Source organism: Roseovarius sp. MMSF_3350, assembly GCF_030733425.1.
Lineage (GTDB): Bacteria > Pseudomonadota > Alphaproteobacteria > Rhodobacterales > Rhodobacteraceae > Roseovarius.
This window is the reverse complement of record NZ_JASHIZ010000022.1, coordinates 1-11,709: the sequence shown is the minus strand read 5'-3', so window position 1 is coordinate 11,709 and position 11,709 is coordinate 1. Positions and strand designations below refer to the sequence as shown.

At 64.3% G+C, this 11,709-nt stretch carries 13 protein-coding genes; 8 read left to right on the top strand and 5 right to left on the bottom strand.

The window, feature by feature from the left end:
- Window positions 1-44 precede the first annotated feature (44 nt).
- From RBB31_RS17505 to RBB31_RS17480, 6 genes are all read left to right on the top strand, one after another.
- Entirely contained in the window at window positions 45-1,076 is a 1,032-nt protein-coding gene (locus RBB31_RS17505; protein ID WP_306130548.1) for a branched-chain amino acid ABC transporter permease, read from the top strand.
- Between the two features lie 3 nt (window positions 1,077-1,079).
- The gene (locus RBB31_RS17500; protein ID WP_306130547.1) at window positions 1,080-2,279 is read left to right on the top strand and encodes a branched-chain amino acid ABC transporter permease; all 1,200 of its coding nucleotides are present in this window, start codon (window positions 1,080-1,082) and stop codon (window positions 2,277-2,279) included.
- A gap of 12 nt (window positions 2,280-2,291) precedes the next feature.
- Window positions 2,292-3,047, top strand: coding sequence for an ABC transporter ATP-binding protein (locus tag RBB31_RS17495; RefSeq protein ID WP_306130546.1), 756 nt, complete (start codon window positions 2,292-2,294; stop codon window positions 3,045-3,047).
- Between the two features lie 115 nt (window positions 3,048-3,162).
- Window positions 3,163-3,918, top strand: coding sequence for an ABC transporter ATP-binding protein (locus tag RBB31_RS17490; protein ID WP_306130545.1), 756 nt, complete (start codon window positions 3,163-3,165; stop codon window positions 3,916-3,918).
- Between the two features lie 165 nt (window positions 3,919-4,083).
- Window positions 4,084-6,033, top strand: coding sequence for an acetate--CoA ligase (gene acs / locus RBB31_RS17485; RefSeq protein ID WP_306130544.1), 1,950 nt, complete (start codon window positions 4,084-4,086; stop codon window positions 6,031-6,033).
- Between the two features lie 103 nt (window positions 6,034-6,136).
- Window positions 6,137-6,688, top strand: a complete 552-nt coding sequence (locus RBB31_RS17480) for a hypothetical protein (RefSeq protein WP_306130543.1) — start codon at window positions 6,137-6,139, stop codon at window positions 6,686-6,688.
- A 61-nt stretch (window positions 6,689-6,749) separates the two neighbouring features.
- Here the strand turns inward: RBB31_RS17480 and RBB31_RS17475 are convergent, their stop codons facing one another.
- Window positions 6,750-7,736 carry a DMT family transporter gene (locus RBB31_RS17475; protein ID WP_306130542.1) on the bottom strand — a complete coding sequence of 329 codons (987 nt, stop codon included), beginning with the start codon at window positions 7,734-7,736 and terminating at the stop codon, window positions 6,750-6,752.
- A 109-nt stretch (window positions 7,737-7,845) separates the two neighbouring features.
- On the opposite strand from RBB31_RS17475, the gene RBB31_RS17470 reads away from it, so the two are divergent.
- Together RBB31_RS17470 and RBB31_RS17465 are read left to right on the top strand one after the other, a co-directional pair.
- Window positions 7,846-8,892 (top strand): DMT family transporter, encoded by a 1,047-nt coding sequence (locus tag RBB31_RS17470; protein WP_306130541.1) that lies wholly within the window; start codon window positions 7,846-7,848, stop codon window positions 8,890-8,892.
- A gap of 57 nt (window positions 8,893-8,949) precedes the next feature.
- Window positions 8,950-9,213, top strand: a complete 264-nt coding sequence (locus RBB31_RS17465) for a glycine zipper 2TM domain-containing protein (RefSeq protein WP_306130540.1) — start codon at window positions 8,950-8,952, stop codon at window positions 9,211-9,213.
- A gap of 72 nt (window positions 9,214-9,285) precedes the next feature.
- Here the strand turns inward: RBB31_RS17465 and queF are convergent, their stop codons facing one another.
- Genes queF through queC form a run of 4 tightly spaced genes read right to left on the bottom strand, consistent with a single transcriptional unit; the run spans window position 9,286 to window position 11,535 of the window.
- Complete coding sequence (gene queF / locus RBB31_RS17460; protein WP_306130539.1) at window positions 9,286-9,750, bottom strand: preQ(1) synthase; 465 nt, start codon at window positions 9,748-9,750, stop codon at window positions 9,286-9,288.
- 11 nt (window positions 9,751-9,761) lie between these two features.
- Window positions 9,762-10,490: a 7-carboxy-7-deazaguanine synthase QueE gene (gene queE / locus RBB31_RS17455; RefSeq protein WP_306130538.1), complete on the bottom strand. Its 729-nt coding sequence runs from the start codon at window positions 10,488-10,490 to the stop codon at window positions 9,762-9,764.
- Window positions 10,487-10,843: a 6-carboxytetrahydropterin synthase QueD gene (queD, locus tag RBB31_RS17450; protein WP_306130537.1), complete on the bottom strand. Its 357-nt coding sequence runs from the start codon at window positions 10,841-10,843 to the stop codon at window positions 10,487-10,489. Before queD ends, queE begins: the two co-directional genes overlap by 4 nt.
- Entirely contained in the window at window positions 10,843-11,535 is a 693-nt protein-coding gene (gene queC, locus RBB31_RS17445; RefSeq protein WP_306130536.1) for a 7-cyano-7-deazaguanine synthase QueC, read from the bottom strand. Before queC ends, queD begins: the two co-directional genes overlap by 1 nt.
- Between the last annotated feature and the right edge of the window lie 174 nt (window positions 11,536-11,709).

Below are 11,709 nucleotides of genomic sequence, written 5' to 3'. Positions count from 1 at the left end.
CCGTGATCATAACCGGTATATCTGCAAACCCGAGGGGCACTCCGATGGAAGCCATCATCCTGCAAGTTCTCAATGGGCTGGACAAGGGCTCGGCCTATGCGCTGATCGCGCTCGGCCTGACGCTGATCTTCGGCACTCTGGGCGTCGTGAACTTCGCGCATGGCGCGCTGTTCATGATCGGTGCGTTCTGCGCCGTCACGCTGAGCCGCATTCTCACGCTCTCCCGCACCGTCGTCGACGAAACGCAAACCGACTTCCTCGGCAACCCGCTCCAGGTCCAGGTGCCTTACGTGCACGACTGGTTCGGACAGGCCACGGGGGACGCCATCATCGACTGGGCCGTGCCGCTGTCGATCCTCTTCGCCATCCCGGTGATGATGCTGATCGGCGTCGTCATGGAACGCGGGCTGATCAAGCATTTCTACAAGCGCCCCCATGCCGACCAAATCCTCGTGACTTTCGGTCTGGCGATCGTGCTGCAGGAAATCATCAAGTATTACTACGGTGCGAACCCGATTCCGACTCCGGCCCCCGAGGCCTTTACCGGCTCGTTCGACTTCGGCGCGATGCTGGGGCTGGATCCAAACGTGGTGATCTACCCCTACTGGCGGATCATCTACTTCGCCTTCGCTGCGGTGATCATCGGCGCCGTCTTCGCCTTCCTGCAATTCACCACCTTCGGGATGGTCGTACGCGCCGGCATGGCCGACCGGGAAACCGTGCAGCTTCTGGGCATCAACATCGACCGCCGCTTCACCATCATGTTCGGCCTCGCCGCCGCGGTGGCGGGCCTTGCGGGCGTCATGTACACCCCGATCAACTCGCCGAACTACCACATGGGCATGGATTTCCTCGTGCTCAGCTTCGTGGTCGTCGTCGTCGGCGGCATGGGATCGCTTCCGGGCGCCGTGCTGGCCGGGTTCCTTCTGGGCATCCTGGAAAGCTTCGCCTCCATGCGCGAAGTGCTCGAGGTCCTGCCCGGCATCAACCAGATCATCATCTACCTGGTTGCCATCATCATTCTGCTGACACGTCCGCGCGGCCTCATGGGCCGCAAGGGCGTCATGGAGGACTAAGCCATGCTCGGTCTGGACAAGAAAGACTTCCGCCTGCTGCTGATCGTCATCGCGATCACCCTGCTGGCGCCATTCATCCTCAACCCCTTCCCCGAAGGCTCGGGCATGGCGCAGTTCAACGCGGGCTATCCCGACCTGATGCAGCGCTTCGTGATCTACGGGATCTTCGCCATCGGCTTCAACATCCTCTTCGGCCTGACGGGCTACCTCTCCTTCGGCCATGCCGCCTTTCTCGGGGTGGGCTCCTACGCCGCGATCTGGATGATGAAGCTGGTCACGCTCAACGTGATCCCGGCCATCATCCTCGGCGTGATCATTGCGGGCCTCTTCGCACTGGCGGTGGGATACATCTCGCTGCGGCGCTCGGGAATCTACTTCTCGATCCTGACGCTCGCCTTCGCGCAGATGTCCTACGCCCTGGCCTATTCGGTCCTGACGCCGATCACCGGCGGCGAGACCGGGTTGCAGATCAAGGCCACCGACAGCCCGCTCCTGTCGAACCTTGAGCCGGGCCAGATCGGCCGCGCCAACCTCTTCGGAATGGACATGCGCGCGGGCTTCGATCTGTCGTTCGGCGACTGGCTCTTCACCATCAACGCGGGCTACTACATCGCCGCCGTGTTCATGATCCTCGCCTTCTACCTGTCGATCCGCATCTTCCGCTCGCCCTTCGGCACCATGCTGCGGGCGGTCAAATCAAACCAGACGCGGATGTACTACACCGGCCTCAACGCGCGGCCCTACACGCTGGCGGCCTTCGTGATCTCGGGCATGTATGCCGGTCTCGCCGGTGGCCTGCTGGTGGCGATGGACACCCAGGCCGGTCCCGAACGCATGTTCTGGACCGCCAGCGGAGAGGTCGTCCTGATGACCATCCTCGGCGGCGCGGGCACGCTTATCGGCCCCGTCCTCGGCTCGGGCGCGATCAAGTACATGGAAAACATCCTGTCGAAGATCAACAAGGACATCCTGCACGAATGGTTCGCCTTTATGCCCGATGGCCTCGAGGACTTCATCATCGCCATCGTCTACCCTTTCATCGGCAAGGGCTGGCACCTGACGCTGGGCCTGATCTTCATGGCCGTCGTCATCTTCCTGCCCGGCGGCCTGGTCGAGGGCGGACAGCGCATCGGCCGTCTGCTCCGGGGCAAAAAGGCCAACCCGAACGACGACAAAGCCACCCAATCCACCCCGGCCGAATAAGGAGCGACGACAATGGGAATTCTTGAAGTCAAGAACGTCAACAAGCGCTTCGGCGGCCTTCAGGCCCTGGGTGACGTGAACCTCAGCGTGGCGGAAAACAGCTGCCACGCCATCATCGGCCCCAACGGCGCGGGCAAGTCCACGCTCCTGAACTGCCTCATCGGCAAGCTGATCCCCGACACCGGTTCCGTCATGTTCGACGGCCAGTCGGTGCTGGGCCGCAAGCCCTATCAGATCAACCAGATGGGCATTTCCCGCGTGTTCCAGACGCCCGAGATCTTCGGCGACCTCACGGTTCTGGAAAACATGATGATCCCGATCTTCGCGCGACGCGACGGCGCATTCCGGATGCACGCGCTGGAGAGCACGATGGACGAAAAACACATCGTCGAGCAGGCCGAGGACATGCTCGAAAGCCTCAACCTCGCCGATTCCCGTCATGACCATGCCGCGGCCATGTCTCGCGGCAACAAGCGGCGGCTGGAAATCGGCATGTGTCTCGCGCAGGAACCGCGCCTCCTGCTCCTGGACGAACCCACCGCAGGCATGGCCCGTGCCGACACCAACAACACGATCGACCTCTTGAAACAGATCAAGGATGAGCGCGACATTACGATCTGCATCATCGAACACGACATGCACGTGGTCTTCTCCCTGGCCGAGCGCATCACGGTCCTGGCCCAGGGCACCCCCCTGGTCGAGGACACGCCGGACAAGATCAAGGGCCACCCCAAGGTCCGCGAAGCCTACCTGGGCGAAAGCGCCTGACCGCCATGCCATCGACGCCCCGGACGTGATCCGGGAGCCTGCCCCGGACCTGATCCGGGGCCTCGCCCCCACAGCAAGAGGTCCCGGATCAGGTCCGGGACGGGAGGACCCGAAAATGAACGTCAAACCCGACTTTTCCAAGCACCGCAACCACGCCGAAACCGCCCCCGCCTTCCTGTCGGTCTGGGGGATGCAGGCCTATTACGGCGAAAGCTATATCGTGCAGGACATCTCCTTCAACGTCCACGAGGGCGAGATCCTGGCGCTGCTGGGCCGCAACGGCGCGGGCAAGACCACCACGCTGCGCGCCATCGCCCGGATGGACAACCCACAGCTCGCGCATGGTGAGATCTGGCTCGACCACCAGCCTCTGCACAACATGAAAAGCGCACAGGCCGCCACCTCCGGCATCGGTCTCGTCCCCGAGGACCGCTGCGTCATCCCCGGCCTCACCGTGGAAGAGAACCTGCAACTGGCCCAGATCACTCCGCCCGTCGGCTGGTCCCTCGATCGCCTCTACGAGCTTTTCCCGCGCCTCAAGGAACGCCGCCGCCAGGAAGGCGTGACCCTCTCGGGCGGAGAACAGCAGATGCTCGCCGTTGCCCGCGCGCTGGCGCGCGACATCAAGGTCCTGCTTCTCGACGAACCTTACGAGGGCCTCGCTCCGGTGATCGTCGACGAGATCGAAAAGACCCTGCGCATCATCAAGGAACAGGGCATCACCACCATCCTCGTCGAACAGAATGCCGTGCGCGCCCTCGAACTCGCCGATCGCTGCATCATCCTGGATACCGGCAGCATCGCCTTCGACGGCACCGCGTCCGAGGTGCTGGAAAACGAAAGCCTGCGGGCCGAATATCTGGCCATCTGACGCGGACATCCGCCACGGCACGTCGATGACACTCCGACAAGCCGGCCCGGGAAATCTTTGATTCAGGTTTTCGGCGAAACGCTCTAGGTTGCCATCCGGAGAAGGCCCGTCCCGCAGGGGCTGGGCGGGCCTGAGAGACACGCAAGACCAAGTAAGGGAGGAACCATGTCCGACAAAACCTATCCGCCCAGTGCCGATTTCGCGGCGCACGCGCATGTCGACGCGGCGAAGTATGACGAGATGTACGCCGCCTCGATCAAGGACCCCGAGGCGTTCTGGGGTGAGCAAGGCAAGCGCATCGACTGGATCAGGCCCTACTCCCGCGTGAAGGATGTCGATTACACCTACGGCAACGTTTCCATCAAGTGGTTCGAGGACGGCACGCTCAACGTCGCCGCCAACTGCATCGACCGCCATCTGGCGGACCGCGCCGACCAGACCGCCATCATCTGGGAACCCGACGATCCCTCCGAGGACGCCCAGCACATCACCTACCGCCAGCTCCATGCCGAGACCTGCAAGATGGCCAATGTGCTGAAGAACCTCGGCGTCGGCCGCGGCGACCGCGTCGTGCTCTACCTGCCGATGATCCCCGAGGCGGCCTATGCCATGCTCGCCTGCGCGCGCATCGGCGCCATCCATTCCATCGTCTTCGCCGGCTTTTCCCCCGACGCGCTCGGCGCCCGGGTCGACGGCTGCGACGCCAAGCTCGTCATCACCGCCGACACCGCCCCGCGCGGCGGCCGCGTGACCAAGCTCAAGGACAACGTCAACCAGGCGCTCCGCCGCGACTTCGACGAGGTCAAGTGCCTCGTCGTCAAGCGCACCGGCGACCAGATCGCCTGGCGCGACGGGCTGGACTTCTGGCTGCACGAAGAGGCCGAGCGCGTCGAGGATACCTGCGAGCCCGAGGAAATGAACGCCGAGGACCCGCTCTTCATCCTCTACACCTCCGGCTCCACCGGCCAGCCCAAGGGCGTCGTGCACACCACCGGCGGCTATCTCGTTTACGCCGCCATGACGCATGAGATCACCTTCGATTACCACGAGGGCGACGTCTACTGGTGCACCGCCGATGTGGGCTGGGTCACCGGCCACAGCTACATCGTCTACGGGCCGCTCGCCAACGGCGCCACCACCCTGATGTTCGAGGGCGTGCCGACCTATCCCGATGCCTCCCGCTTCTGGCAGGTCTGCGAAAAGCACAAGGTCAACCAGTTCTACACCGCCCCCACCGCCATCCGCGCGCTGATGGGCCAGGGCGACGAATACGTCACCAGGTGCGACCTCAGCGATCTCAAGGTGCTGGGCACCGTGGGCGAGCCGATCAACCCCGAGGCCTGGAACTGGTACCACAACGTGGTCGGCGGCGGGCGCTGCCCCATCGTCGACACCTGGTGGCAGACCGAGACCGGCGGTCACCTGATGACCCCCCTGCCCGGCGCCCACGCCACCAAGCCCGGCGCGGCGATGAAGCCCTTCTTCGGCCTGAAGTTCGAGGTGCTGGACCCTGAATCGGGCAAGACGGTCCAGGGCAACCCCGCCGAGGGCGTGCTCTGCATCGCCGACAGCTGGCCCGGGCAGATGCGCACCGTCTGGGGCGACCACGAGCGCTTCATGAACACCTATTTCCAGCAATACAAAGGCTACTACTTCACCGGCGACGGCTGCCGCCGGGACGCGGACGGCGACTACTGGATCACCGGCCGCGTCGACGACGTGATCAACGTCTCGGGCCACCGCATGGGCACGGCCGAAGTGGAGAGCGCCCTCGTCGCCCACTCCAAGGTCTCCGAGGCCGCCGTGGTGGGCTATCCCCACGACATCAAGGGCCAGGGCATCTACTGCTACGTCACGCTGATGGCCGGCGAGGAACCCTCCGAGGAGCTGCGCAAGGAATTGCAGGACTGGGTCCGCCAGGAGATCGGCCCCATCGCCAAGCCCGACCTGATCCAATGGGCCCCCGGCCTGCCCAAGACCCGCTCCGGCAAGATCATGCGCCGCATCCTGCGCAAGATCGCCGAGGACGATTACGGCGCATTGGGCGACACCTCCACCCTCGCAGACCCCTCCGTCGTCGACGACCTCATCGACAACAGGATGAACAAGAGCTGAGCTCGTAGGGTGGGCATTCTGCCCACCTCCTCGAAGGGCCGGTGCCACGCGCATCGGTCCTTTCACGTGGCTCGTCACCATCGCGTCGGTCAAAGCCCGCAGCGTGAACGCACAGCGCACAACTGGAAAAGCGGCAGGAACGGGACTATCCTTTGTCCCCAGAAAACCCGTCGGAGGATCCCCCATCGCCCAGCCCATCCGCGCCCTGATCTCTGCCGCCCTCGTTTCCGCGACACCCGCGCTGGCCGAACAGCCGGTCTCGGGTCAGCTGGGCGAAGGCAAGCCCAACGACATCCGTCTCGAGATGTCGCGCAATGACGACGGAACCATCGCGCTTTCGCAGACCGAGTTCCGCCTGGCCCATGGCGGCTATTACCGCCTCAACGTGATCTGCCCGCAGGCGGTCACGCCCGAGACCGGCTTGCACTTCGAGTCCCCCCAACTGATGGAAAACGCGCATATCAGGGTCCTGTCGGTCCTCGAAAGCGAAATGGAATTCTACGCCCAGGGCCTCAGCTTTCGCGCCATCCAATGCGACGGCAAGGGCGGCGCGAGGTTCAGCTTTCACCCCATGCGCAAGGGCGAATATCCGTTCCTGGTCAAGGACCATTCCGACCCGCCGGTCAAGGCACGCGGGCGGTTCATAGTCGACTGACTCAGCCCAAGGCCCGCGGGACCGCCGCGGCCTCACCCGGCTTCGGGCCGCCGCCTGATGGCTAGCCGGCCTTGCGCGTCGCCAGCACCACGCCGAGCCCCGCCAGCACCATGCCGCTCCAGGCCACGGGCGGCATCACCTCGCCCACCATGGCCCACGCGATCACCGCCGCAAGTGGCGGCACCAGGAAAAAGAGCGCCGACACCCTGGCCACGTCGCCCACCCGGATCATCGCCAAGAGCAGTCCAACCGCGACCAGCGAATTGCCCACCACCAGGTAGAAGAGCACGCCCACAAAGGGCCAGCTCCATGTGACCGACAGGTCGTCCTGCATCGCCAGCAGCGGCAGTACGCCCAAGAACCCTGCGGCATATCCGATCAGGTTCGAGGTCACCGGATGATGCCGCAGCCCGAACCGCTTTTCCCAAAGCGACGCCGCGACGATCCCCGCAAGGCCGATCATCGCAAAGACAAAGCCCATGAAGCTCGGCGGCTCCACCGCCGAGCGTGCGCCGATCACCACCGCGGCTCCGATCAGCCCCAGGATCAGCCCGCCCCACTGCCTCCAGCCCACGCGCTCGCCCGTCCAGCGCGGCGCGATCAGCGCCACCAAGACCGGTTGCAGCGTCATCAACAGCGCCAACGTCCCCACTGCCACACCCGCGTCCAGCGCGCAGTACGACATGCCGAAATAGACCGACTGGATCAGAAGGCCGACGATGGCCAGATGCCCCCATTCCGCCCGGCTTTGCGGCAAGGGCGGACGCAGCGCCGCCCACAGCACCGCCATGGCCACCACCACCAGCGCGAACCGCAGTGCCAGGATCGTCATCGGCGCGGCATAGTCCAGCCCGACCTTCGCCACGCCATAGCCTCCCGACCACAGCAAAAGAAAGATGACCGGCGCGAGCCGCAGCCAGACGGGGCGGTCTGATAACATGAACGGGGCGAGGTCCTTAGGGTTGATCCGCAAATCGTTATGGGCCGATAGCGCCCCGAGGGACAGCGCTTTCTGCCTGCCGGCCACGAACGGGGGCGGTCGCTGCATGGCTGTCCCGTTCACGACACCGGGTCGCGAACAGGCCAGACAGGACACACCCTTCGCCACAAGCTTTCCCTCGGCCAGCCCTGGGCCGCCGGAAAGAGGGAACAATCCGATGCCGACAGACATGTCCTCTGCGTCGCGGCGCGCGTCTCTGCCGTTGGCGCCGGGCGCGGTGCAGGGCATCCTCTGCGTCGAGATCGGCATGCTGTTCTTCGTCGGACAGGACGCGCTGATGAAAGTGCTTCTGTCCAGTTACCCGATATGGATTCTGCTCTTTGCCCGCTCGCTCATCTCCGTCGCCGTGCTCGTGCCGCTCATCCTGTGGCTCGGCGGTCCGCACCGCCTGCTGACGCCGCTCTGGCCGGTCCACATGCTGCGCGGCGGGCTCTTCGCCGCGGGTTTCGCGCTGTTTTACGCGGCCTTTCCATTCATGGGCCTGGCCGAGGTCTCGACCATCTTCTTTTCCGCGCCGCTGATCGTCGCCGTTCTGGCCGCCCTGTGGCTGCGCGAGCAGATCGGACGACACCGTATCGCGACCCTGGGCGCTGGCTTCGCCGGTGTCGTCATCGCGATCAATCCCACCACCCAGGGCCTCTCCTGGGTCTCGGTCCTGCCGCTGGGCTGCGCCATGTTCTATGCCGTGGGTCAGGTCCTGGCGCGAAAGATCGGCGATCGCGAAACCTCGCTGACGCTGGGTCTGCACACGCTGCTCTTCGCCGGCATCTTCATCCTGCCGTTGGGTGGGCTGGTCAACCTCTTGTTGCCCGAGGTCGCCACGCATCCGCATCTCGCGATGCGTCTGCCCGCCACGGTTTCGGTGGACTGGCCGATGATCGCCCTCCTGGGCTTGGCCGGCATGCTGGGCTATATCTTTCTATCCCGCGCCTATCAGGTGGCCTCCGCCAGCCTCGTGGCGCCCTTCGACTACAGCTACCTGCCGATCGCCACCTTCTTGGGCTACCTCGTCTGGAACGAGGTTCCTCCCGTGGCCACCTTGTGGGGCATGGGCCTGATCGTCGGCTCCGGTCTCTATCTCGGCTACCGCGAGTTGCGCGCCACCCGGCACAGCGCGGACCCGGCCCTTGTCGGCGAAAGCGTTTTTCCGCCGACAGCCGTGCCCCTTACGCAGATTCACGCGGATGAAAATGATGTGACCTGAAATGGAACCCTTGGGCTCTAAACTCGTTATGGGTACAGCAAAAGGAAGAGGACCCACATGAAAACCAAGATTACCGCTTTTGTCACCGCAGCCGCTCTGACCGTGACCGCCTGCGACACGATGACCGAAGAAGAGCAAGGCGCCCTGATCGGTGCCGGTGCCGGCGCTGTCGCGGCACAGGCGTTTGACGCCAACCTCGGCTGGACCGTGGTGACCGCCGCAGCTGGCGCAGCTGCCGGTGCCCTTATTGCCCGCAACCAGCGCACCAATCAGTGTGCCTATGCGGACGGCCGTGGCGGCTACGTGACGCGCCCCTGCTAACCACCAGAAAATTCTAAGAAACGAATTTTCCGGCCCCACATTCTTCACACGAAGAATGTGGGGTTTTCCGTTTCAGCCCCGCCCACGATAGGGCGGCACTCCCTGGTCGGGCACCCAGACGCCTGTGGGCTTCTCGCCCGTCTGCCAGAACACGTCGATGGGGATGCCCCCGCGGGGATACCAGTACCCCCCGATCCGCAGCCACTGCGGCGCGAGAAAGTCCACCAGCCGCCGCGCGATCGAGATCGTGCAATCCTCGTGAAACGCCCCGTGGTTGCGGAAGCTTGTGAGAAAAAGCTTCAGCGACTTGCTTTCCACCAGCCACTTGCCCGGAACATAGTCGATGACCAGATGGGCGAAATCCGGCTGTCCGGTCATCGGGCACAATGACGTGAATTCCGGCACCGTGAACCGCACATTGTAGGCCACGTCCGCCTGCGGGTTCTCGACCCGCTCCAACTCGGCCTCTTCCGGGCTTTGCGGCACTTTCGTTTCACCGCCCAGCTGCTTGAGATCCTTGTAAATATCCTCGGCCATTTCGTCCTCTTTCAGACCCCGCGCATGTTGCCCCACAGGGTCACATGCAATTGCGGCAACACCCGCGCGTCATACCATTTCTCTTCGGTCACACGGGCAACCAGCCAGCGCATCCGCGCCTCCAGCCCCTCGCGATCGACCGTCGCTGTGTCATCATCGGGTGGCGGCGGCGTATGGTTGCCCGGCTGCAGGTAGACGGGCAGCTGCGGAAACATCGCCGCGGCCTCGCGGGCATAGGCAAAATCCGCCTCGTCGAACACGACCAGCTTCAGGATCGTCTGCGTGCCCTGTCCCGCCTCGACGCATTCGGCCACCAGCCCCCAGTCGGTCAGCATCCCGCTCGACGGCGGCTTGGGCGACAGCACCAACATGTCCAGCGCCTCGAACCAGCCGCGCACGACCGAGCCTTGGGTTTCCATGGCAAAGTAACAGCCCTGTTGCTGCCCCAGCCGGATCAGCTCGGCCATCGGCTGGATCGCCGGATTGCCGCCCGACAGCGTAACCAGGATCGGCTTGCCCCCCGACAGGCGCGCCACCTCCTCCATAATCGCCTCGGGCGTCATTGCCTTCCACGTGTTGCGATAGTCGTTGTCCACCGCGTGCATGCTGTCGCACCACGAGCACCGGAAATCACAGCCCCCCGTGCGCACGAACACCGTCGGCTGCCCGATCAGCGCGCCCTCGCCCTGGATGGTCGGCCCGAAAATCTCGGACACGCGGATTAGATGCTTTTCGCTCACGGCCGATACTCCGCCCACGTCTTCGGCGTCTCGCTGACCTTCGCAGCGGTGACTTCCGGCCAGCGCGCACGACACCAGTCGTACAAATGCTTGGCCAAACGCTCGGCGGTCACGCAATCGTCTCCCAGCACATCATTCAGGTGTCGGTGATCCAGCGCCTCGTCGACATACCGCTTGAACGCGCCCAGATCGTGGTAATCCCGCACGAACCCGTGCGCGTTCAACGCTTCAGCCCGCAATTCGATCACGACCACATAGTTATGCCCATGCAGCCGCGCGCATTGGTGATCCTCGGGCAACCCGTGCAACTGGTGCGACGCGGAAAAAGGAAACTCCTTGGTGATCGTGTACATCACGCCACCCCTGTCGCCGCTTTCCAAAACGCCTTATCCGCATAGGCGGTCGGGTCCACGACACCCGCCAAATGAAACGCCTCGCGCCGCTCCACGCAGGTGCCACAGCGCCCGCAATGCACGTCCCCGCCCTTGTAGCACGACCATGTCTCGGCAAAGGGCGTTTCCCATTTCGCGCCCTCGGTCACGATATCCGCCTTCGAGCCATTCAGGAACGGCGTGTAAAGCTGCACCTCGGCCACGCCCTCCAGCGCCCGGTCCTGCATCGCCTGAAACGCCTCGACAAAACCGGGCCGGCAATCGGGATAGATGAAATGATCCCCGCCATGCACGGCGGCCGCCACCGCCTCGGCCTTCTCGGCGGCGGCCATGCCAAAGGCGATAGCCAGCATGATCGCGTTGCGGTTCGGCACGATGGTGATCTTCATCGTCTCTTCCGCGTAATGCCCGTCCGGCACGTCCACATCGTCGGTCAGCGCCGAGCCCGACAGCGCCGCGCCCACGCCCGAGATGTCCACAACCTTGTGCGGCACGCCCAGACGGCGCGCACAGGCCGCGGCGAATTCAACTTCCTTCACATGCCGCTGGCCATAGTCGAAAGACAACAGCCCCCGCAGCGTGCCCTCGCCCGCCACCTTGTGGGCCAGCGACACGGAATCAAGCCCGCCAGAGCAGATCACGATCGTATCCATAGATTTGGTCCTTGTTTTTTAACGCGGGTAGGCTGCGACCGCAGGGCGCTCACCTAGCGGGTTCGGCATCTTCTTGCAAGACCCGCGCCGCCACGTTGCGCGCCGACCACCACCAGAACCGCCACATCAGGAACACGCCCGCCAGCGCCAGCCCCACCGCCAGCCCCAGCCAGA